This window comes from Methyloversatilis universalis FAM5 (assembly GCF_000214035.2).
GTDB classification, from domain to species: Bacteria; Pseudomonadota; Gammaproteobacteria; order Burkholderiales; family Rhodocyclaceae; genus Methyloversatilis; species Methyloversatilis universalis.
In genome coordinates this window covers 126,692-151,693 of sequence record NZ_AFHG01000058.1, presented here as the reverse complement: position 1 = coordinate 151,693, position 25,002 = coordinate 126,692, and the positions used below count along the sequence as shown (strand labels likewise).

The window sequence follows — 25,002 nt, the reverse complement described above, 5'->3', positions numbered from 1 at the left end:
ATCGCCGGATCAGTGCCCGGCATGGGTAAGAAGGGACTGCGCCTGCAGCCAGTGCAGCGCGCGCGCCACCGCCTCCGGCGGCGCCTGCAGGTGCTGGCCGATGTCGGCGGGCGCGGCCGGTGCGCCGGCGTGCAGCAGTTCGTCCAGCCGGCCGAGGTCGATGCCGTCGATGAAGCGCACGCCGCGCGGGTGTTCGCCGCTCACCACCACGCGGCGTTCGACGATGTAGCCGTCCTCGACCACCGGCCGCGACGCGAAGGACGCGCGTCCCGGCCGCGTTCCCTGCAACGCAGGCAGCGAAGGCGCACGGGTCATGCGCGCCCAGAAGGCTTCGTCACGCCAGTGGGTTTCGGTCGCGTAATGCTGGTGCGCCGCCTCGATGCGCGAGCGGAAGACCGATTCGGCGCGCTCGTCGAGATAGCGCAGCGCCAGTGCCGACGACTGCGGCCGCCGCAGCAGCGTGTTGATCACCGGCACCGCGGCGATGGCGGCCGACGCCGCCTCGAACATGCCGTGGCCGGACAGCGGGTCGCAGGTGTAGGCGGCGTCGCCGATGCGCAGCCAGTCGGCTTCCGCGATCACACCGCGCAGTGCCGGCTGTATGCCGCGCGCCCGCGCCGGTCCGGTCGGCTGCAGCGCACGGCCGAAGCGGCGGGGCAGCCGGCCGAGCATCTGCATGCAGGCGGCGTGCGCGGCATCGAGATCGCCGTCGTGCGCGGCCAGCAGTTCCGGCAGCACCACCACCTGCACATGGGCGCGCCCGGCCGGGTCGACACCGCCCCAGGCCCAGCCGGCTTCGAAGGATTCGATGAAGGTGGTGCGCGGCTGCGCACGCGCGCCGTCGAAACTGCGGCCGAGCGACACCAGCGTGTGGCCGGCCAGCCGGTCAGCCGCGGTCTTGGGCGCGGTATGGCCGCGACAGTCGGCCAGCAGCGCCGCGCGCAGCGTCTGCCGGCGGCCGCTCGCGTGTTCGAAGGCGACCGCCCGCCCCGGCTCCGGCAGCGGGTCCACGCTGCGCACCAGTCCTTCCTTCACCTCGATGCCGGCGGCCTGCACGTCGCGCAGCAGCGCCTGGTCGAATGCGCTGCGCTCGACCACGAACTCGCCATTCATCTCCACTTCCTGCGCATTCCAGCAGGACACCCGCTGCCAGCGCGGCCCGAGCAGATCGAGCGCGTTGCTGCAGCCGGACTGGCGCAGCGCCTCCACCACCCGCTGTGACACGCCTTCCACCGCCGGCCGGCTGCGCCGGCTACCCAGCAGCAGCGGACGCATGCCGTGGCGCGCCAGCGCCAGCGCCAGCAGACAGGCCGCCGGGCCCAGCCCGAGCACGGTCACATCGCTCATGCCGTCATCTCCCTGCTTCCGGCCGGCGCACGCAGCGCCAGCCACAGTGCGCCGACCGTCGCCAGCGTGAGCCCCAGCCACAGCAGCGAAGCGAAGGGCAGCACGCGCAGCACCACCACCGCCTGCGCGGTCTGCGGCCCGCCTTCGAGCGCGGCCACCGCGGCCGAGGTGGATACCCACAGCTGCAGGTCGCGCGACCAGCTGCGGTCTATGAAGGGGTGCAGCACATAGCCCGGCCGGTCGGCGTAGCGGGCATAGCGGTAATCCAGGATTTCGCAGATCTGGCGCACCGGCCCGGCATAGCCGGCGAGGGCGCTGCGGCCGTCGCGGTACAGCGTCTGGCCGCGCAGCACGCCGTGCGCCGGCGTGTCCAGCTCCACCTCGGCCACCGCGCGGAAGGCTGTGTCTGCCGGACCGCGCCCGCCATCCGGCGTGCGGTCCACCGCCAGTCCGGTCACGCGGAAGGCATAGCCGCCCGGCGCCGCCTGCCAGTCGGCGCCCAGCCCGACCAGATGCTGGGAATAGCCGTTCAGCGCGGTCGCCACCAGCCCGCCCCACAGCGCGATCACCGCGCCCACGTGCAGCAGGCCCAGCGGCAGCGCATAGCCGGCCGAGCGCCGCGCATGCCAGGCGGCATGCACGCTCCACGCCGCACAGGCGAGCGCCAGATAGCCGCCGGCCAGCAGTGCGGCGTCGACCCGCGGCAGCAATGCCACGATCTGCTGCGACAGCACGCCACCGCCGGCATAGCGCTCCTCCAGCAGGCCGCCCTGCAGCAACACAGTGGCGCAGGCCAGCAGCACGATGAGCAGCGACGCCGCCGCGACGCGGGCCGACAGCCGGCGCAGGAAGAACCAGCCGCCGACCAGACCGATGAGCATCATCGGCCACAGCAGATGGCGCGCCAGCGCATAGCCGTCGACATCCCACTGCGCGAAGGCGGTGCGCAGCAGCGGCAGTTCGCTGCCGCGCGCCCAGCTGCGCAGCGTTTCGAAGAAGGGGCGCAGGTCGTCCGGCCGCGGCGTGCCCTGCCACTGCGCGACGCAGGCCCAGGCGATGTGCCCGGCGGCCCACAGGCCGATCAGCGCGAACCCGACCTGGGTGGCGCGCAGCGCCCAGGTCGCGACGCTGCTGCGATGGGCGGCGTGGGCCGCCACGCGCCGGCCACGCCACGCCATCGCGACGCCGGCGAGCAGCAACAGCGCGGCGATCGCCAGATGCGCCGGCCAGGTGTCGGCACCGACGTAGCGATGCGAACTGGCCAGCAGGTCGTTGCGGGTGACGCCCATGGCGAGCGCGGTCATCGCCGCGGCGGCCAGTGCGGTGGCCGGCACCCAGCGCCACATTGCACGGCCGGCGCGCCAGCCGCCGACGCCGTGCAGGTGGGCACCGAGCAGGCACCACACCGCGAATACCGCGGTCTGCACCGGATCCCAGTGCCAGACCTGGCCGTACATCGCGTCCTCGAACGCCCACACCATGCCGAAGCCGATGCCGGCGGTGAGCAGCGCCCAGGCCCGACGGGCGTGCGGCAGCGCAGTCGCCGGCCAGCGCGGGGCGGCACCGGCCAGCGCCTGCAGGGCCGGCGCGGCCAGCGACAGCGTCCACGCGTAGGCGGCCAGGATGAGCGGCGCGTGCAGCAGCATCCACACCTTCATCAGATGCGCGTTCATGCCCTGCGACGCGGACTGCGCCAGCCACGCGGCCGGCGTGGCGGCGAACGGCCGCAGCCACAGCACGATGAGCACATAGGCGGCCGGCAGCAGCGCTGCCGCATCAAGGCGAGCGGTGCGGGCGGCGGCACCGCGCGCCGCCAGCGTGACGCAGAAGGCGGCGAGCAGCAGCAGCGTGCCTTCGTCGCCGCCCCACAGATTGGCCAGCTTCAGATGCGCCGGCAGCGCGCTGCCGCTGTAGATCCAGACATAGCGCACGCCGGTGCGGTCGCTCAGCAGCAGCAGCGCCAGCGCACACAGAGCGCCCCACAGCAGGCCGGCGGACAGGGCCAGCGCCTGCGCACGGCGCGGCACACGCAGGCCGGCATGCAGGACCGCCGCCGCGGCCAGCGCGAGCAGCGCGTCGCCGGCATCGGGCAGTGCATACAGCAGCACGGCCGCGAGCACGGCCACCGCCAGACCGGAACGATCAGGCATGACGACGCTCCGGTCCGATGTGCAGCGCCATGGACTGCAGCCGCGCGCGCAGCGTGTGCGGCGCATGCCCTTCTTCCAGCAGTGCGGCCAGCAGGCCGCTCATGCGGGCGGTGGCGATGCTGGCGCCGCCGCCCAGATCGGGCCGCCCGGGGCGAATCAGCGGATGGGTGCCGAAATCGGCCGCGGCGGTCGACAGCCACGACACTTCGCCCGGCGCACAGCGCGCGTCACCGGTCACCGCGATGCAGTCGGCAAAGGCGGCCGGATACACCGGCGTACCGCGCGCCGGGGCGGACGCCACCAGCAGCACGCCCTGCGTCGCCACCTCGGCGCAGGCCGACGCCAGCCGGCGGCTGGGTGTCGCCATGCCGAAGCTCATATTGATCAGCTGCGCGCCCTGCGCCGCCAGCCAGTGCAGGGCGTCGACCACGCGCCCGACCTCGGCTTCGCAGGTGCGGTCGAACACCGGGGCCAGCAGCAGACCGGCTGACGGGCAGTGTTCGAGCAGCGCGCCAGCCACCTGCTGGCCGTGACCGCCCTCCCCACTCTGCAGCGCCTGCGGATCGGAACAGGCGAGCACCGCGTGCGCCAGCCCGGCGCCGACCGGGCCGTCTATCAGCCCCACCTTCACCATCATGCCGGTGCTCCCGGCGGGAAATCGATCACCTGGTCGAACTGCGCCGGGTCCAGCGCGCGATGGCTCACCACGATGCGGGTGGTGCGCGGCAGCAGCGCGTCGACCGCGGCCAGCGCGCGCGCTTCGAGCGCACCGTCCAGCGACGAGGTGCCTTCGTCGATCACCAGCACCGCCGGTTTCATCAGCAGCGCGCGCGCCAGCGCCACCCGCTGACGCTCGCCACCGGACAGCGACGCACCGCGCGGCCCGACCCGGGTCGCCAGCCCGTCCGGCAGACGGGCGGCGAAGTCGTCCACACCGGCGGCACGTGCCACCGCGGTGACGTCGGCCTCGCTGGCATCAGGCCGGCCGTAGCGGATGTTGTCGGCCAGCGTGCCGGTGAACAGCACCGCCTCCTGCGACACCACCACCAGATGCCGGCGCAGTGCCGCGCGGTCGATGCCGCGCAGGTCGATGCAGGCCAGCGACACCCAGCCGGCGCTCGGCTCGATCAGCCGCTGCAGCAGGTCGATGAAGGTGGACTTGCCGCTGCCCGACGGGCCGCGCAGCCACACCCGCGCACCGGCCGGTATCGTGAGGTTCAGTCCGCTGAAGGCGGCGCGCGGCGCCCCGGCGTGGGTACAGGCCAGATCGCGCACGACCAGATCACCGGCCGGCAGCGCGCCGTCAAGCAGATCGCCTGCCACCTCGGGCGGTGGCGGCACCGCGCGCAGTTCGTCCACCCGGCCGAGCGCCACCTTCACCCGCTGCCACTGCAGATAGAGGCCCATCAGGGCGTGCAGCGGCGCACTGGCGCGCTGCACGCAGGTGGCGAAAGCGACCAGGGTGCCCAGCGTGAGCGGGTCGCCGGCCAGCATGGACAGGCTGCCGACGACGAAGATGCCGATCACCGCCAGCGACAGCAGCAGGTTCGGAAAGGCGCCGCCCAGATAGCCCCACAGCTGGGCGGCCAGCAGGCGTTCGCGCACCGTGGCGTGCAGCCCGCCCAGCCGCGACAGTTCGCGCGACTCGGCGACATGGGTCTGTATGCAGCGCACCGCGCCCACCTTCTCGACCAGAAAGCTGGACACCTCGACGCCGGCGTCGCGCGACTGGCGCGAAAGCGCCTCGATGCGCGGCCGCACCCAGGACAGCACCGCGGCATTGACCGCCATCAGCAGCGCCAGAAGCAGCGCCAGCTTCGGACTGAGCAGGGCCAGCAGCAGCACGGTGCCGACCAGCGTCAGCAGCGAATTGATGGCCGACAGCAGCGCATCGACCGCGAAGCGCTGCACTTCGCCCAGGTCGCCTTCGAGGCGGGCCAGCAGATCGCCCTGGCGGGTGCGTGCGAAATAGTCCGGCGGCAGCCGGAGCACATGCGCGAACAGCGCTTCGCGCATGCCGTGAAGAATGCGGGCCGACGCACCCACGTGGATGCGCCGGCAGGTGAAGCCGATGGCCAGCGCGGCCAGCGCCAGTGCCACCATCCAGCCGCCGGTCGCCAGCACGGTGCCCGCGTCGCGCGCGAGGATGCCGTCGTCGATCAGCGTGCGGGTGAGCAGCGGCTGGGCCAGGCCGGCCAGCACCGCCAGCAGCGACAGCAGCAGCACCCGACCCAGCGCCGCGCGTTCCGGCCGGACAAAGCCGGCGGCCCAGCGGTACAGGTCGGACAGCCGCTGCGCCGCCGGCGCGGCGGCTGCGGCCGGCGACTGCGGTGCGACAGGCAGTGCGTCGGCCTTCATCGCTCAGCGCTGGAAGATGCGCAGCGAGGTGAGCACCTGATCGCCACCACCCGGCGTGCGGATGTTGCCGAGGCGCTTCAGCGTGGCGCTGTCGTACACCGCAATGTCGCCCTGGGTGCCGCCGATGTAGAGCTCCTTGCCGTCGCTCGACACATTGACGTTGTAGTAGGTGTGATCGAGATCGACCCGGTCCATCTTGCCGGTCTTCGTGTTCACCTTGGTGAGCTGGGTATAGACGGTATAGGTCTCGTCGCGGCGCACCGGATTGACCACGGTCGAAAACAGCACGACGCCGGCATTCTCGAATTCCTTGAAGTGCACCTTGTCGGTTTCGAGGTCGAGCGACCAGATGCCGGCGCGCAGCGCCGACGGGTCGCCCGGCTTCTTGTTGGCGTGCGTCACGTAGTAGGGCGTGGCGAACACATTGGTCTGTTCCCACTGCGGCCACACCGCCAGCGTGTCCGGCTCGCCCTGGTCGCCGTTCTTCCAGGTGCGCCACGGGTGCTGGCCCTTGACCGCACCGGTCTGCGGATCGAGCTTGAGCATGTCCCAGCTGAAGGCGTACAGCGTGTCGCCCTTGGGCGACCAGGCCAGCGTGGACACCCGGCGCGGCACCTTCAGCCTGCGTACCGGCTCGGCGTCGGTACCGGCATCGGTGCGGTAGATGGCGATGTAGGGATCCATCACCTTGTACTCGCCCGGCAGCAGCTGGGTCGGGTTCACATAGACCGCCAGTTCCTTGCCGTCCGGGCTGAGGTCCATCGGGAAGGGCGACTTGCCGCGGATGTCGCCGCCGGACAGTTCGGCGCGGAACACCTCCTTGCCGCTGTCCAGGTCGATGCCGGAAACGGTTTCCCAGCGGTTGTGGATGACATAGGCCACCTTGCCGTCACGCGAAGGCACCAGCGTGAGCGGGCTGTTGCCGAGCGAGGTATTGGGGATGGTGTGGGTCTTCACCACCTTGCGCTCCTTCGCGTCCATCACGAACACGAGGTTGGGGCGGGCGGCGGTCACCAGATAGTCCTTGGCCGCGGACGCGGTGGCCGGAAGGGCGCCGAGCAGCGCGACGCCGAGGCTGGCGGCCAGTGCGGCCGCCGTGGTCTTCATCTTCATGGTCAGGAATTCCTCTTGTCTGTACGCGGGCTTATTTCGGGAACACGCTCTGCAGCGCCTTCCAGTCGCGCGCCGCGTCGTCCTTGCCGGTGTTCCAGTCCTGGTAGTTGTGCAGCGTGTCCGGCACCTGGGCCGGCCACCAGCAGGGGTCGGCACAGCCGTAGAGATCGGCTTCCATCGGCTGGCACAGGCCGGCCACGCCGAGGAAAGGATCGAGCTCCCAGCCCGGGTCGAAGGTGGTGGCGCAGCCGGCGACGGCGGCGGTCATCGACACCACCTTCTCCACCGCCTCGTCGTTCGGGGCGGCTTCGATCTGGTGGGCCTTGCGGTTCAGCGGTTTCAAGCGGTTCATAGTTCAGAGCTCCTGTTCGCGACGTGCTGGTGAAGGAAGGCCGGGTTCTTTTCGAGGATTTCGAGGTAGGCCTCGATGCCGAAATCGACCCACTCCCTGAGCAGTTCGCAGTAGTGATAGACCGGCGAATGCGGGTCGCTGAAGTTGGCGTAGGACTCGTGGTAGCAGCCGCCCGAGCACAGGTTGCGGATGCGGCAGGTCGAGCAGCCACGTTCCGAGCGGTCGAGCGCGTTTTCGAGGAAGGCGCCCAGCTCCGCCTTGGCGATACCGGTCTCGACGTTGCCGAAGGTCGGCAGCTCCGAGCCGGTGAAGCGGTGGCAGAGGTTGAGTTCGCCCTTGTGATCGACCGCCAGCAGCCCGATGCCGGCACCGCAGGGCAGCGCCTTGCGGCGGCCCTCGTACAGGTCGGACAGCATCTGGTGCATGTTCGAGAAGCCGATGTTCCGGCCCTCGACCGCCGCCGCCACGTACTCGCGGCCCAGCGTCTTCATCGCGTCGAACACCGCGCGCAGTTCGTCACCGACCAGGTTGAAGGTGGTGACCGGGTTGCTGGTGACCGGCGCGAAGCCCACTTCGGCGAAGCCGATGTCGTCCTTCAGGTGATGGTGGATGGCCGCCACGTCGGAATAGCCCGCGGTCAGCGTCACCCGCGCCCCGACCGAGCGTGCGGTGTAGCGTGACAGCAGCATGCGCGCCTTCTTCGCCACCACCTCGTAAGTGCCCTTGCCGCCTATGGTCTTGCGGCGCAGGTCATGCACCGCCTGCGGGCCGTCCATGCTGATCGAAATGCCGAAAGAATGTTCGTTGAACCAGTCGGCGATCTCTTCGGTGAGCAGCGTGGCGTTGGTGGTGAGCGAAAAATCGACCTGCTTGCCCTCTTCGCGGCAGCGCTCCTCGGCGTAGGCGGTGACCGCCTTGATCAGCCGCATGTTCGACAGCGGCTCGCCGCCGAAGAACACTACGTTGATGCGGTCGCGCTTGGCCCCCTCCTTCAGCAGCAGCTCGATGCCCTTCTTCGCCTTGTCGAAGTCGAGCTTCTCGCCCTTGGACGGGGTGGTCAGGTCTTCCTTGTAGCAGTAGGTGCAGCTCAGGTTGCAGCCGGTATTCACGTTCAGCACCAGGGTGCTGAGCGGAAATTCGGTCACGCTGATGCCGGGGCCGTGGTCGGGCTGCGCGGGATCGCCGCGCAGCACGCCCAGCGACTTCAGATCCTCGATCGCGTCGGCGATCAGCGTGGGCGACCCTTGCCCCGAGAAGCGCTGCTGCAGCTCCTCGAAACTGACGGTCGCCTTCGGCCGCACGAAGTCGAGCACCTCGGTGGTCACGCCGTCGAGGTCGAAAATGCCGGTGCTGGGCACGTGCAGCAGCACGCGCCGCCCCTTCACTTCGACATCGTGGAAGGCGTGACTGTCCACATAGAGCAGATTGGCGTCGGACATGATGGCTGTTCCGGTGACGGCCCGCGTTCAGCGGATCGGGGGATCGTTGAAACGCTGCACGGTGACGATCAGCGGCGCGGTGGCCTTGACCGTGCGCGTGCCGTCCTTGACCACCGCGGTCACCTTCAGCTCGCCCGCGTTATTGGTCTTGTACTTGCGCTCGGGGTTGGGGCCGGCGTCATTGGTCATGAACAGGCCGTTCTGGTCGATGCGACCGGCGAACTTGGCGTCCTTCATTTCGGCCGCCACCTTGTTCAGGTTGTCGAAGGACCAGGCCGCCGGCATGGCACCCAGTGCCACGTCGTCAGCGGTACCCTTCTTGCCGTCCGCGCCCACGGTGTAAGCCAGCGCTTCGAGCTGGGCCGGCACCTTGTTCATCGAGCCGCCGTTGCCACCGACCCGCGCCATCGGGTGGTCCGGCGTGATCTTCACGTAGTCGATGCGCTGGAAGACCTTGAGCGCATCGCCGCTGCGCACGTTGCCCACCTTCACTTCGCGCGGGCCGCTCACGGCGTCCTTCGCCGATTCGACTTCGAGCACCACGCGGTCCGCGCTGCGTTCGGCCACCGACAGCACCTTCACGCCGCTGCCCAGGCTCACCTCACCGTCCAGCCCGACGCCATTGATGACCAGACGGCTGCGGGTACCGGCCTTCAGCGCCGCCGGCTGCACCGACAGCACCGCAGGCTGGGCACCGTCGGCGCGTACCGCGCGCAGCGTGCCGCCGATCGCGTCGTAACCCTCTTCGAACCAGCGGCCGGACAGGCTGCGACCGCCGTCTGCCAGCGTCATGATCTGGTTGATCGTGCGCTCGCCGCTCTTCAGCGTGGCGCGCCACTCGTGGCCGGTATAGACGATGGCCGAGCCCTTCAGCGTTTCGCTCTGGCCGTTCTCGAAACGCAGCACCATGGTCACCGCGTAGGCGTCGTCGCCGGTGCGCTGCACCGTGGCCGTGCCTTCGTAGGCGCCGGCACCCGGCTTGTGGCCGACCAGGCGCCAGCTGCCGCTGGCATCCGCCGGCTTCTGCGCCTTCCACTTGGTCCAGCTGTCGGATTCGAAGCCGTAGGTCTTGCCCAGCTCGACCACGGCGTCACCGTTGGCGATCTCGAACCAGTTGCGGTCACGACCGCCGGCCTGGATTTCGATTGCCGGGAACTGGCCGACGTGGAAGTGCACCAGCTTGCGCCAGTCGGCCTCGGTACGGCGCTGCACCGCGATGCGGCCATAGGAGTGGCAGCGTGCGCAGGTGTCGCCGATCAGCTTGTTGTCGAAGTGCTCGACCACGCTGGGCGTGCGGTCGACGATGTAGCGGTGAGCGGCCGATTCGTCCGGCGACAGACCGTAGGCGTCGGACAGGTATTTCACGATGGTGGCGCGCTCTTCGCGGCTCATCTTGACGCCGTGGGCGAAGCCCATGCGGGCCACCGTCATGTCCCAGCCCTCGGGTGTGCGGCGGCCCTCGCTGATGCGGTCCCACTTGCCTTCACCCTTGGCGGTGTGACAGGACGCGCACTTGGTATTGACCAGCGCTTCCGCCGCCGGCGCCGCGGCATAGGCCCCGGCCACCGCCAGCTGTGCAGCCAGCCCGGCCGCGAACGCGAATGCGCGCGGCAGGGCCCGGTTCTTGTCTGTTCTTCGCATTGCTTACCTCTTCCTGGATGTTCGAAAGAGGCGCCGCGCACACGGCACGGCGCCGGTGAATCACGGTTGCGGAGGAGCGCGCTGACCGTGCCAGGGACTATAGGAGGCGGGCCGGAGCGGGCGTTATCGGGAACCGGCCAAGGTTCCCTCGCGCACTATCAAGATTCGGCCTGTTCGTCGGAACGCCACGGAGCGGTGTATTGCCGCGCTCCGGGGGCAGGCCTAACATGGATTTCAAGAGGAGTAGCCAGGTCGCCGCGACGGCACACCGGCCCGGTCGAACCGGGCTGACAAGAGCCGCGCAGGTGCTTCGCTAGCAATGAACGCCGCCAACCCCACGCGCGTCGCGACCGCCGGATTTTCCGGCCGAGCACGCCGGCCACGAGCGGCGAAGGGAGTGAACGTGACAGTAGAACCCGCCCACAAGGCGCCGCCACCGGCTCAGCTGTGCTGCGTGGTGACCGAAGACCCGTGTCAGCACGCGGAAAGCCTGCCGCACTGGTCGCAGGAATATCTGCAGCTGACCAGCGGCGAGTTCCGCGGCCGCATCGTCGAAATGTCGTCCGGCGCGGTGCAGCTGTTCCGCGAATCGATGGACCAGGTGATCGACGAGAAGGGCCATCCGCGTCCTTCGTCCTACACTTTCGGCGTGCCGATCAACGTGCATCGCGGCGGCTACTGGCAGGCGCACGAAGTGGGCCGCGACAGCCTGCTCACGCTGTCACCGGGCGAGGAACTGCATTTCCGCACGCCGCAGGTGTCCGACATTTTCGCGGCCGTGATCGATGCCGATACGCTGGACGGCTATGCGCAGGCGGTGCTGGGCCACGAAGTGTCCACGCTGATCGCGCGCGCCCAGATGCAGACCCTGCCGTCAGCGGCGGCCATGCGCTACCGGCAGGTCCTGCACGAGGTCATGTGCTGCGTGCAGTCCACACCGGACGTGCTGACCCATGCGGCCTCGCGGCAGGCGGTGTCGGAATCCATCATCAACGCCTCGCTGACCGCGCTGCTGTCGATCTCGGAACACCCGGAGCGCAGCCGTGGCGGTCATGCCATCCACCGCGCCATCGTCGAGCGCGCGCGCAACTACATCCTGAACCGGCGCGACCAGCCGCCTTCGGTCAGCGATCTGAGCGCCCACCTGAAGATGAGCCGGCGCGGCCTGCATCACGCCTTCATGAACGTGCTGGGCATCAGCCCGGTCACCTTCCTGCGCTACGTGCGGCTGCACGGCGTGCGCAAGGACCTGCTGCATGGCGGGCCGGACATGACGGTGAGCAGCGCCGCCTGCAAGTGGGGCTTCTGGCACATGGGCATGTTCTCGTCCTACTACAAGGCGCTGTTCGGCGAATCGCCGTCCTCCACGCTGAAGCGCCCGCCGCAGGTGCGCAGCCAGCCATGGTCGTCCGGCCACGGCGACTGGCCCTTCCCCGGCATGCCCGACTGAAAAAAAAGCGGCCGGCCGCTCCGGAGGAGTCGGCACGGCCGGCCGGAGTGGACGCCGAGTGCAGGGGCTCGGCGTCCGCGAGGACCTCAGCAGGGTCGCGCGATCAGAAGGTGCGCTTCACGTAGAGCAGCCACTTGCTGTCGCCGGTGTCCTTGCAGCGGATGCCGTTGTCGCAGATCGTGTACAGCGTCTTGTCCGCATTCGTGTCGATGTAGGCCACCGCCGCCTGCCAGCCGCCTTCGAAGTTCTTCGTCACCCCCAGCTTCCAGTCGGTGAAGTCGTAGTCGCCGTAGTTCTTCACCTTCTGGTGACCCACGTGCGCGTTCAGCACCCAGCTCGGCATGAACTCGTAGTTCGCGTTCAGCTCCAGGTAATCCGATCCGTCCGAATCCGCTCCGAACGACTTCTTGCTGAAACCGAAGTAGTCGGTCACCGCGTACGAGTACTTCAGCTGGATGAACTTCCAGCTCACCGCCGCGTTCAGCTCCAGCGTGTTCAGGCTCTCGCCCGACGGGTCGTACTTGCCGCCCGGGAAGATGAACTGCAGGAAGCCCACGTCCACCGTCCAGTCGCCGAAGGTCTTCGCGAAACCGCCGTACAGATCGATCTCTCCGGTCGCGTTCGACAGCGCCAGATCGCTCACATTGGTGCCCCAGATGCCCAGATAGGCGCCGCTCTCGTGCGCAAAATCAAAGCCGCCCTGCACCGCCGGGTTTTCCTGCGTGTACGAAATGCCGCGGAAGATGTACTGCGAGAACACGCCGATGTTCGACGTGATCGTGTACGCCGGCGCCGGAGCCTCTTCGGCCTGGGCGGCAAACGGAACCGACAGGGACAGCGCGCCCAGCGACAGCAGGACGGAGCGGATCAGGGTGTTGTTCTGTTTCATGGCAGCAGTTCCTTTTGAATGAGGTGGTGAGCGGACAGGCCTCGCCTGTCCGCGACTGCAGATGCGTTCAGCGCCGGCACGCTGAAAAAGACCCGGTACATGCGGTGCAGGAGGAGCTGTCCCGCATGTACCGGCCAAGGTGAGGACGGTGTGCGCCGCCCCCCGGGGTCCACGACCCCTAGCGCTGACCCGCGCGGACTCGGGCCAGAGTGTGCCGGTAGCGTGCCCAGACGTAGGCGTCCATCACCATCACCGCATAGACGAAGAACCCGCCGGCATGACGGCCGACGAAGGAGTGCTCCGGCGTGGTGAGGTGCCAGGTGATGACGCCCAGGCTGAGCGCGAAGAAAAGCATGATCCACGCGCGCGTCAGCATGCCGTTCAGCACCTGGCCCATGCCGGGCAGCAGTGCAGCGACAAGCAGCACGAACAGCGGGTGGGGCGGACGGCTTTCGCGGTGTGCGACGGTGGTGCTCATGCCGCTTTCTCCAGTGGGGTGACCTTCAGGGCGGACGCGACATTCAGCGCCGCATCCAGCAGCGGCACCAGCATGTCGGGCGAGATGCGGGTGCTTTCCGGCAGCAGGGAGCGCAGCACCAGATAGTGCGCGCGCTGCACGCCGCTCAGCCGGTACACCAGCCGCACGCCGCGCGCACTGACCAGAAGCTCCTTGAACGGCGGATCCTCCGCCAGCGCGCCCAGACCGTCGCGCAGCCGCTCGAACGGCGGCCGCCAGCCGGCCGGGCTCACCTTGGCGATGTGGTGGACCGGCCAGTCCGCGGGCAGATCGATGCGCTCCTCCAGCTGCGCCGAGGCAGACCAGAACTCGATGTTCTGGGGCCGCATCAGCACGTCGAAGGTGCCGGCCAGCGGCAGCGGCGTGCGCAGCGTGAGCGACAGCCACAGCGACGGCACCTTGCGGTAGCCGATGTGGTCCAGCAGCGGCTGCAGCTCGAAGCTGGCGCCCTGGTAGCGTCCGCTCAGTCGCGGGTAGTCGGTGCCGCAGTCCTCGGTCACCGCCTCGCCGAACAGCGCGCGGCAGTCATCGAACACCGCGGCCCGCTCGGCCGCGAAACCGCGCTGCACCCGCCGGTGCCACAGTGCGAGCGCACCGCCCCCGACGGCCAGCGCAGCGATCAGCCCGGCTTCCATCTCAGTAGCCCTTCGGACGCGGCCACGGCATCGTGAATTGCTCGCCCCGCTTGACGAAGGGGTAGCGACGCACGACGAACCAGATCGACACCAGGATGTAGAACGCCATGATGGACAGCAGCGAGGTGCCGTAGCCCAGATAGGTGGCGAAGTAGGTGGCCGAACACAGCACGCCGAGCACGATGCAGGGGATCGGATGGTAGGGATGCACATAGCCCCGCTCGATCGATCCCAGCGGCCACAGCCGGCGGAAGCGAACGATGTTGAAGGACATGAAGGTGTAGCCCAGCAGACCCGACAGGATGGAGAAGGTGATCACCTGGTCCAGCAGCCCGGTGAAGGCGAAGGACACCGCGATCGGGATCAGGAACAGGATGGAGCGGTAGGGCGTGCGGTAGCGCGGATGCACGGCACCGAACCAGTGCGGCATGTAGCGGTCACGCGACATCGAGAACCAGGCACGCGATGCGTCGTTGATGCAGCCGTTGGCCGACGCGATGGCCGCGAACATGGTGCCGATGAACAGCATCACCTCCAGCTCGACGCTGCCCATCAGCCGTGCGGCGTCATAGAGCGGCGTGGTCGCCTGGCCGAGGTATTCCCACGGAATGATGCCGGTACAGATGTACCAGGTGAGCGACGCGGCGATCAGCAGCGTCATCATGCCGCCCATGGTGCCCATCGGAATCGAGCGACCGGCCGAACGCACTTCCTCGGCGGCCTGGCAGGTGCCCTCGATGCCCAGGTAGTACCACATGCCGAACTGCAGCGACGCCAGCACGCCGATCCAGCCATAGGGCAGATCGACCAGCAGGTCGCGGTGCAGCAGCACGCTCTGGCCATCGACCAGACCGCTGGCGTTGAAGAACAGCACCAGGATGGCGATGAAGGCGAAGGCGGTGATGACGAAGTTCACGGTCAGCGTCATGAACACGCCGCGGTAGTTCAGCCACGCCAGGAAGGCGATGGTGAGCACCACGAAGGGACGCGGATCGAGATCCGCCCCGTACTGCGCCGCCACCGCCTTCAGCAGGTCACCGACCACCAGCGCGTCGGCCGCCTCCAGCATGGTGTAGGCCATCACCAGGTAAAGGCCCACGTTGAAGGCCATCAGTGGCCCGATGATGTGCTTGGCCTGCGTGTACTGACCGCCGGCCGCGGCAACCGTGGAGGTCACCTCGGAGTCGATCATGGCCACACAGGTATAGAGCAGGCCGATCACCCAGCAGGCGATCAGCGAGCCATAGGCCCCGCCCTTCGCCACCGAGAAGTTCCAGCCCATGTACTCACCCACCAGCACAATGCCCACGCCCAGTGCCCATACGTGCACCGGTCCGAGCACCTTCAGCAGGGAAATCTTTTCCTGCTGTCCTGCGGTTGCTGCAGTTCCCATCATTCTCTCCCCTGTCGCGTGCCGGACGGCACGCCCAGATCAAGCGGTCACTCGTCGCCTTCGCGCGAACTGAGCAGGAAGTCTTCGCCGTAGGTGGTGCTGACGAAACGCGCATCGACCAGCATCCAGCCGATCAGCACGATCGAAAGACCCCAGGCGCCGTATTCCAGTGCGGACCAGAAATCCATGGCTCAATCTCCCTTGCCGACCCTGGGGCCGAAGCGTTCGTTGATCACTTCGCGGTACTCGCGGTCCGACATCTTCAGCATGAAGATGAAGTAGCCGGCGATCACGGCGATGGTGATGCCCAGCGACAGCGGTTCCACCTCGTAACTGAACTTCTTGGTCACGATGGGCTCTGCGGTTTCCGGCGTGTGACCCAGCTTTTCCCACTGGGCCTGCATCACGTCGTTCTGCTTGAGCTCTTCCCAGGTCGGCTTCGCCTTGTGCTCGGTGGCGGCCGACTCCGCGGCGGTACCGCCCATGAGCAGCGGCGCGAGCAGACTCAGATACACGAGCGCAAGCACCACCATGGCATCGATGAACTGGCCGAAGCCCTTCTGTACCGGCGGCTTGTAGACGTTGCGGGACATGTGCGTACTCCTCAGACGTCGACGTGAGCCGGGCGCAGTGCGGCCTTGCGGGCGCGTGCGCGATGCTGGTCGAGGTGGTAGATGTCGATGCCGTAGATGTGGTCACGGTCTTCGTCGTAATGACGAAGCATCGCGAACACCGACGCCGTGTTGAAGATCAGAACGAGTGCACCGGCGACCGTCAGCACCATGCCGACAGGCGTACCGAGAAAGCCGTGGGGAACGGCGAAGTACACGTAGCCAAGGGCGAACCACAGGCCGACCAGCATGCCAAGCGACATGGCACGGTCGCGGCCGAACATGCGCGCGATGCGCTTTTCGAGCAACGGGTCGAGCGGCTTCTTGCTTTTGCTTTGATCCATCTTGCTCTCCTCCTTTATGGGTGCATTTTTTGATGGGATGAAATCGTCAGCAGCAGGGATGTATGAATGCAGGGCGGGTGATGGGCGGCGGAAGGACTCCTTTCGAATGAGGTGACGGCGGGTCAGACGGTGGAACGCGAAAAGAGCTGGATCACGGCGACCCCGCTCAAGATAAGTGCGATGCCGGCAAGCGCCGCTGCATCCAGACGCTGTCCGTAGGCAATCAGGCCGATTGTTGATATCGCGACGATGCCCACACCCGACCACACCGCGTAGGCGATGCCGATGGGAATGGAGCGGAGCGAAAGCGACATGAGCCAGAACGCCACGACGTAAGCGATGACGGTCAATGCCAGGGGCAGCGGACGCGAAAAGCCCTCCACCTGCTTGAGCGCGCTCGTCGCGATCACTTCCGCGACGATGGCGCCCAGCAGGAGCAGCCAGCCATTCAAGTCCGCTGCCCCGGCATCACGCTGTGGATCAGTAGCCGTTGTGGCCCGGGATCCAGCTGGTGCCCGCCAGCGGGATGCGCGCCATGGCGGCGGCTTCCAGCGTCAGGGCGACCAGGTCTTCGCGCTCCAGGTGATGCACGTTCTGCTTGCCGCAGGCACGGGCGATCGTGGTCAGTTCCATGTTCAGCGTCTTCAGGTAGTTCTTGACGCGACGGGCACCGACGTCCGGCTGCAGACGCTGTTCGAGCACCGAATCCTGCGTGGTCACGCCGACCGGGCACTTGCCGGTGTGGCAGTGGTGGCAGAAGCCGGGCTGGGTGCCGAGGGCGTCGTAACCTTCGAGGGCCGAAATGTGCTTGCCGTCCTGGATGTAGGTTTCCGAGTTACAGCCGAGCGCGTACAGAATGCCCTGACCGATGGCGACCGCATCTGCACCCATGGCGAGCGCCTTGGCGACGTCGGCGCCGCTGCGGATGCCGCCGGACACGATCAGCTGGACCTGGCCCTTCATGTTCAGGTCTTCCAGCGCGTCGACCGCCTGGCGGACTGCAGCCAGCGTCGGGATGCCGATGTGTTCGATGTAGCAGGTCTGGGTGGCTGCGGTGCCGCCCTGCATGCCATCGACCACCACCACGTCAGCACCGGCGTGCACCGCCAGCTTGACGTCGTTGAAGGTACGGGTGGCACCCACCTTCACGTAGATCGGCTTTTCCCAGTCGGTCAGCTCGCGCAGTTCCTGGATCTTGATCGCCAGATCGTCCGGACCGGTCCAGTCCGGGTGACGGCAGGCCGAGCGCTGATCCACGCCTTGCGGCAGCGTGCGCATCTTGGCCACGCGCGGGTTCACCTTCTGGCCCAGCAGCATGCCGCCGCCGCCCGGCTTGGCGCCCTGGCCGATCACGACCTCGATCGCATCGGCGCGACGCACGTCGTCCGGGTTGAAGCCGTAACGCGACGGCAGGCACTGGTACACCAGCGTCTTCGACGAGTTGCGCTCTTCCGGCGTCATGCCGCCGTCACCGGTGGTGGTGGTGGTGCCCATGGCGGTGGCGGCACGGCCCAGCGATTCCTTCACGTTGGCCGACAGCGCGCCGAAGCTCATGCCGGCGATGGTGATCGGGATGTCCAGCTCGATCGGCTTCTTGGCGAAGCGGGTGCCGAGAATGGTCTTGGTCACGCACTTTTCGCGATAGCCTTCCAGCGGGTAGCGCGACAGCGAGCCGGCCAGGAACAGCAGGTCGTCGAAGTGCGGCAGCTTGCGCTTGGCGCCCATGCCGCGGATTTCGTACAGGCCATGCGCAGCGGCGTTCTGGATGTAGTCGATGGTCGAGCGGTCGAAGCTTGCGGACTCCTCCCGGGAGACGCGCTTGAACGAGACGGGTTTGATGTCCATTTGAGAATCCTTTGTATTCGGTGTCTGCCGCGCGGGAGGGCGGATCGTTCCGCGCCGTCCCGCTTGCCCACAGGGGGTGTCAGTACTCCTGGTTCGCGTCCGCGTTCCAGTGATAGAGCGTACGAGCCGAGGCAATCCGCTTGAACGACTTCGGATCGTGGTCCATGCCGGCCTTGGACAGCAGCTCGGCCAGCACCGCGTAATCGGCGTCGGTCATGTCCTCGAACTGGGCATCGGCACCGAGCGACTTCACGTTGCCGCGCAGGTAGATGACCGCTTCGTACAGCGAGTCGCCAAGCGCGTCGCCGGCGTCGCCGCAGATGACCATGCGGCCAGCCTGGGCCATGAAGCCGGAGAAGCTGCCGACGCTGCCGCCGACCACGATGTCCGCGCCCTTGAGCGAGATGCCGCAGCGCAGGCCGGCGTCACCGTCAATCACCAGCAGGCCGCCGTGGGCCGTAGCGCCTGCGCCGTTGGAGGCGAAGCCCTTCACGTGCACCGAACCGCTCATCATGTTCTCGGCGACACCGGTACCGGCGCTGCCGTGGATCACGACGCGAGCGTGCTTGTTCATGCCGCCTGCGTAGTAGCCGGCGTGGCCATGGACTTCCACGGTGACCGGGTGATTCAGGCCAACGGCGATGTTGTGCGCGCCGTCCGGGTTCAGCACCGAAATGTGGCGCTTGTCGCCTTCCTCAAGACCCTTGTGCAGGAAGGTGTTCATTTCGGTCAGCGAGCTGCTGGCCAGATCGAAGGTCATGCGTTCCATACGTACATCTCCTCGGGCGCGGGTTCGAACACGTTCGCGTGCTTCACGTCCGGCAGGTGGGCCAGCGAACGGAATTCCGACGCGATCGCGACGTAGTCATCGGTTTCGGCAACGACGGCCGGCTTGCAGGCGAACGGGTCGCGGATCAGCGCGAGCTTTTCCGGGGTGCCCATCAGGAAGGTGAAGAAACCGTCCAGTTCGTCGAAGCCCTTCTGCAGCGCGACTTCCAGGTCGTCGCCTTCACGCAGGCGCCACTCGAGGAAACGGCATGCGGCTTCGGTGTCGTTGTCGGTCTCGAAGTGGATGCCGGCCGGGGTGAGCTTGCGGCGGATCGAGTTCGGGTTCGACAGCGAGCCGTTGTGCACCAGGCAGAAGTCTTCACCGGCGGTGAAGGGGTGGGCGCGATCCGGCGTCACGGCCGACTCGGTCGCCATCCGGGTGTGACCCACGAGGTGCGAACCCTTCATCGACTTGAAGTCGTAGCGTTCTGCCACCTGGGCCGGGGTGCCGATGTCCTTGTACAGGTCGATCGTGCGGCCGGTGCTCAGGATGTGCAGCTTCGGGTGGTTCTCGCGCAGCCAGCGCTTGACCAGCTCCGGCGACACGGCGAACGACAGCACGGCGTGGTTGTGCTTCACGTCGATGTGCGCGTCGACATCGAGGTGTTCCTTCAGGGCGTGCGTCAGGCCGTGCCAGTTGAAGTCCGCACCGTCATCGGTGAGACCCGAGTACAGGCTCAGCTTGCGCGCGTTATCGGCCAGCGAGTCGCCGAACACGGCGAGACCCGCCGAGTCCGGACCGCGCTCGGTCATGCCGATCAGCATGGGCACCATCAGTTCGCCCAGGCGTTCCTTCAATGCCGGTGTCTTGACCAGCAGTCCAACGATTCCACACATATCCGTTCTCCGGCGATTGATCAGAAGAATTCGAGGTAGCTGTTCACTTCCCAGTCCGAGACGTGACGCATGTACTCGACCCACTCCATGTGCTTGAGACGCAGGAACTCGTCGACGACGGGACCCAGTGCAGAGCGGATCACTTCGTCCTTTTCGAGTGCCAGCAGCGCCTCATGCAGGTTCTGCGGCAGCACCTTAATACCGGCGGCATCAAGCTGCGCCTGGCTGTACTCGTACAGGTTGTCGTTCTGCGGCGCGCCCGGGTCGAGCTCGTTGATCACCCCGTCCATGCCGGCAGCGATCACTGCGGCGGTTGCGAGGTAAGCGTTGCAGGAAGCGTCCGGCAGGCGCAGTTCCAGGCGGCCGCCCGGGCTGCGGATCATGCCGCTGCGGTTGTTGCCGCCGTAGCAGATGTAGGCCGGTGCCCAGGTGGCGCCGGTCAGCGAGCGGCCGACCACCAGACGCTTGTAGGAATTGACGGTCGGGCAGCACAGCGCGGCCAGGGCCGGTGCGTGCTTGAGCAGGCCGGCGGCCCAGTGGTAGGCCAGCTTCGACAGGGCCAGGCCGTGCTTGTCCGACTTGTCCTCGAACAGGTTGCGCTTGCCGTCGCCGATGCTCATGTGCATGTGCAGGCCGTTGCCCGGACGATTCGAGAACGGCTTCGGCATGAACGAACAGATCAGGCCCAGTTCTGCGGCGATCTCGGCGGCACCCATCTTGAAGAAGGTGTAGTGGTCGCAGGAGGTCAGCGCGTCGGTGAAGGTGTAGTTGATCTCGAACTGGCCGTTCGCGTCTTCGTGGTCGATCTGATAGACGTCGATGCCGACCGAGCGCAGCGACTCGGACAGACGCTCGAGGAACACGCGGGCACGGGACAGGCCCTTGTAGTCGTAGCAGGGCTTGGACAGCGTGTCGCCCGGATCGGCCGGCAGCAGCTTGCCTTCGACCTTGCGCAGCAGCGAGAACTCGGGCTCCATGCCGGTGAAGAAGGTCCAGCCACGGGCGGTGATCTGCTCGAGCTGCTTCTTCAGCACGACGCGGGTGTCGTACTCGTGCGGCTTGCCGTGCGTGTGACCGTCACAGGCGATGCGGGCGTAGCCCGGCTGCCAGGGCACCAGCGAAAGCGTCGAGGCATCGCCCACCGCCATGTAGTCGGCGTCGACGTTGGGCGTCATGCCCATGCCCCAGATGGCGAAACCGGCGAAACCGGCGCCATCGGTGACCACGGTCTTGTAATGCTCTGCCGGCACCGACTTGGTCTTGGCCGACCCGTGGATATCGACGAACTGCGCCAGGATGTATTTGACCTGGTTTTCCTTCAGGAACTGCTGTGCTTCGCTGGGTGACATCACATTCCCTCCCTGTCCAAACGGCTCGTATCTGACTGAATTGCGCCGCCCCTCGACGGCGCGCTGTTTGTTATTGCTGTGCGAGCCGGCCGAGCGATTCCAGGCCGACCGCACCTCCTCCGAGATCCGAAGCCACCTCGACCAGCGTGGCCCACAGATAACCGCCATAGGTGCCGTCGCACCACAGCCGGTAATACGTTTCGCCGCCGCTTTCCATCGCGACCGCGGTGATGCCGACGCCGACCATCGACGTCATCGCCAGGCCCTGCGCCGCCGGCGACAGGGTGGTGAAATCGAAGGCGCAGGTCTGGCGGGTCAGTTCGAGTGCATTGCGGCCGGCCACGATCAGTGCGGCGTCATAGCGCGGCACCGGATACACGCCGTGTGTCGGCGCGGTCGCGCTCATCTGCGCGGTGCGGCCGCCACCCGGCATGTCCTCGACCAGGTACTCGGTATTGCCCAGACGCAGCACCAGCGTGCCGTCGTCCATGCGCAGCCAGCTGTTCATGCGTTCCGGCGTCGCGATGCCGAGGGCGTTCAGCCAGGCTGCGGCGCCCGGGCCCTTGACGCCGGCGCGGCGACGGAAGCTGAGGTCGCCGATGCCGGCCAGCGGCAGACGGGCCGCGTCGGCCGAACCGAAGGACGCCACGGTCTGCATGGTTTCGACCTGGGTCCACTTCGCCGCGTGCGGCGCCTGTTCGTCGAACAGAGGACTGATGCGAGTAGGGGCGAAGGGGGCGTTCATTCGATTTCCTTCTGGCGTTCGTCTTTCGGGTCGAAGAAGGGCGTGTCACACACTTCGGCATTCACCATGCTTCCGTCGGTCAGACGGATCTGGAAGGCGGTACCGGTTTCGGACATCGACGGCAGCACGAAGGCCAGGCCGATGAAGCGACCGACATGCGGGCTCCAGGAGATGCTGGTGACGCGGCCGGCGATGTCGCCGTCCTGGATGATCAGGTGACATTCCTTCGGCACTTCGCCGCTGTGGTTCTCGCCCAGGCGGAAGCCGACCAGCTTGCGCTTGAGCGGCATCTTGCGAACGATCTGCAGCGAGCGCTTGCCGGTGAAGAAGGGCTTGTCCAGCTTGACCGCCCAGTCCATGCCGACTTCGAACGGGTTGGTCAGACCGTCGGTGTCCTGGCTCACGATCAGGTGGCCCTTCTCCAGACGCAGCAGACGCTGGGCCTCGACACCGAACGGGCCGATGCCCGACGATTCGCCCGCCTTCATCAGCGCGTCCCACAGCGTGGCGCCGTATTCGGCCGGAACGTGAATCTCGTAGCCCCATTCGCCGACGAAGCCGACACGCATCATGCGGGCCGGGATGCCGGCGACCGTGCCGGAGCGCACCGCGAGGTAGGGGAAGGCGGCCGACGACAGATCCATGTCGGTCAGCTGGGCCAGCACCTTGCGCGAAGCCGGACCGGCCAGGTTCATCGCCGAGTACGAACCGGTCAGGTTGATCAGGCCGCAGTCCAGCTTCCACTCGATGTTCAGGCGGGACAGTTCGCGATACACGGTCGCCGCGCCCGAGCTGGTGGTGGTGAAGTAGAAGACGTCGTCGGCCACCCGCGCCACCACGCCTTCGTCACTCAGCACGCCGGACTCGTCGCACATGACGGCGTAGCGCGTGGCGCCCACCTTCATGTTGTCGTAGCGGCCGGTGTAGACCCGGTTCAGGAACTCGCCTGCCTGCGGACCGCGGATTTCCAGCTTGCCCAGCGTACCGACGTCGATCAGCGCCACCGCGGTGCGCACACGGCGCGCTTCTTCGCGGATGCAGTCGATGCGCGACTTGCCCGGCACCGCGTAGTACTCCGGACGTTCCCAGGCACCGGCCTGCATGAACACCGCACCGAGCGCGGCGTGACGGCCGTGCAGCGGCGAGTGGCGCTGCGGGCTGAAGCCGCGACCAGCCAGGTGCGACAGCGGCACCGGGTGGAAGAACGGACGCGCGGTCGTGGTGCCCACCTGCTGCGGCGACTTGCCGGTCAGGCGCGCCAGGATGCGCAGCGCGGTCATGTTCGAGTGCTTGCCCTGGCTGGGGCCCATGCCGACAGTCGAGAAGCGCTTCAGCAGCTCGATGTTGTCGTAGCCTTCCTGCACCGCGTTCTCGAAGTCCTTGACCTGCAGATCCTCGTCGAAATCGACGAAGTTCTTGCCGTCCGGATGAGCGACCACCGGCCAGGCATGCGACGGCGACTCGGTTTCGGCCGGCACCGTGATGCTGCCGCTGACTTCGAAACCGGCGTTCGCGGCGGCAGCGAGGCCAGCACGCTGGCCGTCGGTGATGCGCGATTCGAGGCGGAACACGCCATTCACCTTGCCGCAGGCGAACACGCCTTCCGGCAGCTGTTCCGGTACGAACTGCTGCAGCAGATCGTCGAAGCGCATGCGGGTGCCTGCCTGGTACAGCAGGTTGGCCGCCGGCGACCAGCCAGTGCTCATCGCAACGCCGTCGCAGCTGATGCGACGCTGCGAACCCGACACCACGCGGCCGGAGCCGTCGATGCGACAGGCGGTCACGCCGGCCAGTTCGCCCTTGCCGTCGGCGTGCGCTTCATACACTGCGTGACCGGCGAGGATTTCCACGCCCTTGGCACGCAGTGCGTCGGCCAGCGGCGAGGCCGGCACGCTGGCACGCATGTCCAGCACCGCGGCCACGGCGGCGCCAGCGGCCAGCAGATCGAGCGCGACGCGGTAGCCATCGGCGTTGGCGGCCAGCACGACCGCGGTGTTGCAGGGCTTGACCGCGTAGCGGTAGATCAGGCGCTGCATGGCCGAGCCGTTCATGATGCCCGGCAGGTCATTGTTGCGGAACACCGACGGCTGTTCGTACGCGCCGCTGGCCACGATGACCGACTTGGCGCGCATCTTGGTCATGCGGTTCTCGTCGATCAGCGGCACCCAGCGGTCGGCGTAGTAGGCGCCGGCATACGTGCCTTCGAGCAGGCGGATGCGCGGATGGGCCTTCACCTGCTGCAACAGCGATACGGTGTGCTGGCGACGCGCGCCGTCGGCACCCAGCTGGAACAGACCGCTGCCACCGGCGCGTGCGTTCTCGTCGCACACCACCACCGAGGCGCCGGCTTCGGCGGCCGACAGCGCGGCGGCCAGACCGGACGGGCCGGCACCGATCACCAGCACATCACAGAAGTCGTAGCGCTTCTGGGTGCGGATATGCGGGGTCGAGAAATCGACCACGCCCAGACCGGTGATGCGGCGGAACATCTTTTCCCACAGCGGGAACAGACGCTTGTTGTGGAAGGCCTTGTAATAGAAGCCGACCGGCAGGAAGCGCGACAGCTTGTTCAGGTGACGCGCCTTGTCGTTGGCCAGGCCACCGAAGGTGTTCACCGCGGTCAGGTCCATGCCTTCGCGCACCGCGACCACGTCGCCGCGGGTGTTGAGCTTCGGGCCGTCCTGCATCATGACGTTCACGTCATGGTTGGCGGCAGACAGGATGCCGCGCACCCGGTGATACTTGAAGCTGCGACCCTGGCTGCGCTGGCCGGCGGCCCACAGCGCACTGGCGATGCTGTCGCCAGCCAGGCCTTCGAACGAGCGGCCTTCAAAACGGAAGCGGACGGTGCGGCTGCGATCCAGCCACTCGTCGGGCATTGCGGGCAGGCGCTTCACTTGTCATCTCCATGCAGATAGGTGCGCAGCACCTTGTCCTTTTCGGTATCGCGTTCAGCGATGAACCAGGTATTCGACGGCGTGTGGCACCACCACTCCTTCTTCACGCCGGGTGCGCCGTTGCGGTGGAACACGTATTCCGCCCACTGGTCGTCGCTGCAGGTATCGGCATCGGGCGCCGGGCGGATTTCGCCCCAGTAGGCGAACTCCGAGATCGGCCGCGTGCCGTTGATCGGACAGGTCATCAGTTTCATGTCGTCGT

Annotated in this window: 24 protein-coding genes; 1 reads left to right on the top strand and 23 read right to left on the bottom strand. The window is 67.4% G+C overall.

The window, feature by feature from the left end:
- Positions 1-9: 9 nt before the first annotated feature.
- From qhpG to peaA, 8 genes are read right to left on the bottom strand one after another with little or no spacing between them, the layout of a single operon-like run.
- On the bottom strand, positions 10-1,347 hold the full coding sequence (gene qhpG, locus METUNV1_RS17670; RefSeq protein WP_008064153.1) for a flavin-dependent monooxygenase QhpG: 1,338 nt from the start codon (positions 1,345-1,347) through the stop codon (positions 10-12).
- Positions 1,344-3,497, bottom strand: coding sequence for a cytochrome c biogenesis protein CcsA (gene ccsA / locus METUNV1_RS17665; protein WP_008064151.1), 2,154 nt, complete (start codon positions 3,495-3,497; stop codon positions 1,344-1,346). Before ccsA ends, qhpG begins: the two co-directional genes overlap by 4 nt.
- The gene (gene qhpE, locus METUNV1_RS17660) at positions 3,490-4,134 is read right to left on the bottom strand and encodes a subtilisin-like serine protease QhpE (protein ID WP_008064149.1); all 645 of its coding nucleotides are present in this window, start codon (positions 4,132-4,134) and stop codon (positions 3,490-3,492) included. Before qhpE ends, ccsA begins: the two co-directional genes overlap by 8 nt.
- The gene (locus METUNV1_RS17655; RefSeq protein WP_008064147.1) at positions 4,131-5,855 is read right to left on the bottom strand and encodes an ABC transporter ATP-binding protein; all 1,725 of its coding nucleotides are present in this window, start codon (positions 5,853-5,855) and stop codon (positions 4,131-4,133) included. The genes qhpE and METUNV1_RS17655 overlap by 4 nt, the downstream gene beginning before the upstream one ends.
- 3 nt (positions 5,856-5,858) lie before the next feature.
- Entirely contained in the window at positions 5,859-6,968 is a 1,110-nt protein-coding gene (gene peaD, locus METUNV1_RS17650; RefSeq protein ID WP_008064145.1) for a quinohemoprotein amine dehydrogenase subunit beta, read from the bottom strand.
- Between the two features lie 31 nt (positions 6,969-6,999).
- Positions 7,000-7,320, bottom strand: a complete 321-nt coding sequence (gene qhpC / locus METUNV1_RS17645; protein ID WP_008064143.1) for a quinohemoprotein amine dehydrogenase subunit gamma — start codon at positions 7,318-7,320, stop codon at positions 7,000-7,002.
- The gene (peaB, locus tag METUNV1_RS17640) at positions 7,317-8,759 is read right to left on the bottom strand and encodes a quinohemoprotein amine dehydrogenase maturation protein (protein ID WP_008064142.1); all 1,443 of its coding nucleotides are present in this window, start codon (positions 8,757-8,759) and stop codon (positions 7,317-7,319) included. The genes qhpC and peaB overlap by 4 nt, the downstream gene beginning before the upstream one ends.
- Positions 8,760-8,786: 27 nt before the next feature.
- Complete coding sequence (peaA, locus tag METUNV1_RS17635; protein WP_008064140.1) at positions 8,787-10,400, bottom strand: quinohemoprotein amine dehydrogenase subunit alpha; 1,614 nt, start codon at positions 10,398-10,400, stop codon at positions 8,787-8,789.
- A 403-nt stretch (positions 10,401-10,803) separates the two neighbouring features.
- Between peaA and METUNV1_RS17630 the strand changes: the two genes are divergently transcribed.
- Entirely contained in the window at positions 10,804-11,850 is a 1,047-nt protein-coding gene (locus METUNV1_RS17630) for a helix-turn-helix domain-containing protein (RefSeq protein ID WP_043360282.1), read from the top strand.
- A gap of 103 nt (positions 11,851-11,953) precedes the next feature.
- Here the strand turns inward: METUNV1_RS17630 and METUNV1_RS17625 are convergent, their stop codons facing one another.
- From METUNV1_RS17625 to METUNV1_RS17555, 15 genes are all read right to left on the bottom strand, one after another.
- On the bottom strand, positions 11,954-12,739 hold the full coding sequence (locus METUNV1_RS17625) for a TorF family putative porin (RefSeq protein WP_008064138.1): 786 nt from the start codon (positions 12,737-12,739) through the stop codon (positions 11,954-11,956).
- Between the two features lie 178 nt (positions 12,740-12,917).
- The gene (locus tag METUNV1_RS17620; RefSeq protein WP_008064137.1) at positions 12,918-13,217 is read right to left on the bottom strand and encodes a hypothetical protein; all 300 of its coding nucleotides are present in this window, start codon (positions 13,215-13,217) and stop codon (positions 12,918-12,920) included.
- Positions 13,214-13,891 carry a hypothetical protein gene (locus tag METUNV1_RS17615; RefSeq protein ID WP_008064136.1) on the bottom strand — a complete coding sequence of 226 codons (678 nt, stop codon included), beginning with the start codon at positions 13,889-13,891 and terminating at the stop codon, positions 13,214-13,216. Before METUNV1_RS17615 ends, METUNV1_RS17620 begins: the two co-directional genes overlap by 4 nt.
- Position 13,892: 1 nt before the next feature.
- Positions 13,893-15,287 (bottom strand): APC family permease, encoded by a 1,395-nt coding sequence (locus METUNV1_RS17610; RefSeq protein WP_043360254.1) that lies wholly within the window; start codon positions 15,285-15,287, stop codon positions 13,893-13,895.
- A 44-nt stretch (positions 15,288-15,331) separates the two neighbouring features.
- The gene (locus tag METUNV1_RS17605) at positions 15,332-15,472 is read right to left on the bottom strand and encodes a hypothetical protein (protein ID WP_008064134.1); all 141 of its coding nucleotides are present in this window, start codon (positions 15,470-15,472) and stop codon (positions 15,332-15,334) included.
- A gap of 3 nt (positions 15,473-15,475) precedes the next feature.
- A complete protein-coding gene (locus METUNV1_RS17600; RefSeq protein ID WP_008064131.1) occupies positions 15,476-15,877 on the bottom strand; it encodes a hypothetical protein in 402 nt (133 codons plus the stop codon).
- Positions 15,878-15,888: 11 nt separating this feature from the next.
- Positions 15,889-16,239, bottom strand: a complete 351-nt coding sequence (locus METUNV1_RS17595; RefSeq protein ID WP_008064129.1) for a hypothetical protein — start codon at positions 16,237-16,239, stop codon at positions 15,889-15,891.
- 122 nt (positions 16,240-16,361) lie between these two features.
- Positions 16,362-16,691: a DMT family transporter gene (locus METUNV1_RS17590; protein WP_008064127.1), complete on the bottom strand. Its 330-nt coding sequence runs from the start codon at positions 16,689-16,691 to the stop codon at positions 16,362-16,364.
- Positions 16,692-16,719: 28 nt separating this feature from the next.
- The gene (locus METUNV1_RS17585; RefSeq protein ID WP_008064124.1) at positions 16,720-18,084 is read right to left on the bottom strand and encodes an FMN-binding glutamate synthase family protein; all 1,365 of its coding nucleotides are present in this window, start codon (positions 18,082-18,084) and stop codon (positions 16,720-16,722) included.
- Positions 18,085-18,163: 79 nt separating this feature from the next.
- A complete protein-coding gene (locus METUNV1_RS17580; RefSeq protein ID WP_043360251.1) occupies positions 18,164-18,853 on the bottom strand; it encodes a GltB/FmdC/FwdC-like GXGXG domain-containing protein in 690 nt (229 codons plus the stop codon).
- Positions 18,841-19,749: a class II glutamine amidotransferase gene (locus tag METUNV1_RS17575; protein ID WP_043360249.1), complete on the bottom strand. Its 909-nt coding sequence runs from the start codon at positions 19,747-19,749 to the stop codon at positions 18,841-18,843. Before METUNV1_RS17575 ends, METUNV1_RS17580 begins: the two co-directional genes overlap by 13 nt.
- 20 nt (positions 19,750-19,769) lie before the next feature.
- On the bottom strand, positions 19,770-21,098 hold the full coding sequence (glnT, locus tag METUNV1_RS17570) for a type III glutamate--ammonia ligase (RefSeq protein WP_008064112.1): 1,329 nt from the start codon (positions 21,096-21,098) through the stop codon (positions 19,770-19,772).
- A gap of 70 nt (positions 21,099-21,168) precedes the next feature.
- On the bottom strand, positions 21,169-21,843 hold the full coding sequence (locus tag METUNV1_RS17565; protein WP_008064110.1) for an N-methyl glutamate dehydrogenase/oxidoreductase subunit D: 675 nt from the start codon (positions 21,841-21,843) through the stop codon (positions 21,169-21,171).
- A complete protein-coding gene (locus METUNV1_RS17560; protein WP_008064108.1) occupies positions 21,840-24,722 on the bottom strand; it encodes a 2Fe-2S iron-sulfur cluster-binding protein in 2,883 nt (960 codons plus the stop codon). Before METUNV1_RS17560 ends, METUNV1_RS17565 begins: the two co-directional genes overlap by 4 nt.
- Positions 24,723-24,736: 14 nt before the next feature.
- On the bottom strand, positions 24,737-24,994 hold the full coding sequence (locus METUNV1_RS17555) for a sarcosine oxidase subunit delta (RefSeq protein ID WP_008064106.1): 258 nt from the start codon (positions 24,992-24,994) through the stop codon (positions 24,737-24,739).
- Positions 24,995-25,002 lie beyond the last annotated feature (8 nt).

What these genes read in the sequence shown, in the direction of transcription:
- qhpG (WP_008064153.1), bottom strand. Translation starts at nt 1,347, where the DNA reads ATGAGCGATGTGACCGTGCTCGGGCTGGGCCCGGCGGCCTGTCTGCTG.
- ccsA (WP_008064151.1), bottom strand. Translation starts at nt 3,497, where the DNA reads ATGCCTGATCGTTCCGGTCTGGCGGTGGCCGTGCTCGCGGCCGTGCTG.
- qhpE (WP_008064149.1), bottom strand. Translation starts at nt 4,134, where the DNA reads ATGATGGTGAAGGTGGGGCTGATAGACGGCCCGGTCGGCGCCGGGCTG.
- METUNV1_RS17655 (WP_008064147.1), bottom strand. Translation starts at nt 5,855, where the DNA reads ATGAAGGCCGACGCACTGCCTGTCGCACCGCAGTCGCCGGCCGCAGCC.
- peaD (WP_008064145.1), bottom strand. Translation starts at nt 6,968, where the DNA reads ATGAAGATGAAGACCACGGCGGCCGCACTGGCCGCCAGCCTCGGCGTC.
- qhpC (WP_008064143.1), bottom strand. Translation starts at nt 7,320, where the DNA reads ATGAACCGCTTGAAACCGCTGAACCGCAAGGCCCACCAGATCGAAGCC.
- peaB (WP_008064142.1), bottom strand. Translation starts at nt 8,759, where the DNA reads ATGTCCGACGCCAATCTGCTCTATGTGGACAGTCACGCCTTCCACGAT.
- peaA (WP_008064140.1), bottom strand. Translation starts at nt 10,400, where the DNA reads ATGCGAAGAACAGACAAGAACCGGGCCCTGCCGCGCGCATTCGCGTTC.
- METUNV1_RS17625 (WP_008064138.1), bottom strand. Translation starts at nt 12,739, where the DNA reads ATGAAACAGAACAACACCCTGATCCGCTCCGTCCTGCTGTCGCTGGGC.
- METUNV1_RS17620 (WP_008064137.1), bottom strand. Translation starts at nt 13,217, where the DNA reads ATGAGCACCACCGTCGCACACCGCGAAAGCCGTCCGCCCCACCCGCTG.
- METUNV1_RS17615 (WP_008064136.1), bottom strand. Translation starts at nt 13,891, where the DNA reads ATGGAAGCCGGGCTGATCGCTGCGCTGGCCGTCGGGGGCGGTGCGCTC.
- METUNV1_RS17610 (WP_043360254.1), bottom strand. Translation starts at nt 15,287, where the DNA reads ATGATGGGAACTGCAGCAACCGCAGGACAGCAGGAAAAGATTTCCCTG.
- METUNV1_RS17605 (WP_008064134.1), bottom strand. Translation starts at nt 15,472, where the DNA reads ATGGATTTCTGGTCCGCACTGGAATACGGCGCCTGGGGTCTTTCGATC.
- METUNV1_RS17600 (WP_008064131.1), bottom strand. Translation starts at nt 15,877, where the DNA reads ATGTCCCGCAACGTCTACAAGCCGCCGGTACAGAAGGGCTTCGGCCAG.
- METUNV1_RS17595 (WP_008064129.1), bottom strand. Translation starts at nt 16,239, where the DNA reads ATGGATCAAAGCAAAAGCAAGAAGCCGCTCGACCCGTTGCTCGAAAAG.
- METUNV1_RS17585 (WP_008064124.1), bottom strand. Translation starts at nt 18,084, where the DNA reads ATGGACATCAAACCCGTCTCGTTCAAGCGCGTCTCCCGGGAGGAGTCC.
- METUNV1_RS17580 (WP_043360251.1), bottom strand. Translation starts at nt 18,853, where the DNA reads ATGGAACGCATGACCTTCGATCTGGCCAGCAGCTCGCTGACCGAAATG.
- METUNV1_RS17575 (WP_043360249.1), bottom strand. Translation starts at nt 19,749, where the DNA reads ATGTGTGGAATCGTTGGACTGCTGGTCAAGACACCGGCATTGAAGGAA.
- glnT (WP_008064112.1), bottom strand. Translation starts at nt 21,098, where the DNA reads ATGTCACCCAGCGAAGCACAGCAGTTCCTGAAGGAAAACCAGGTCAAA.
- METUNV1_RS17565 (WP_008064110.1), bottom strand. Translation starts at nt 21,843, where the DNA reads ATGAACGCCCCCTTCGCCCCTACTCGCATCAGTCCTCTGTTCGACGAA.
- METUNV1_RS17560 (WP_008064108.1), bottom strand. Translation starts at nt 24,722, where the DNA reads ATGCCCGACGAGTGGCTGGATCGCAGCCGCACCGTCCGCTTCCGTTTT.
- METUNV1_RS17555 (WP_008064106.1), bottom strand. Translation starts at nt 24,994, where the DNA reads ATGAAACTGATGACCTGTCCGATCAACGGCACGCGGCCGATCTCGGAG.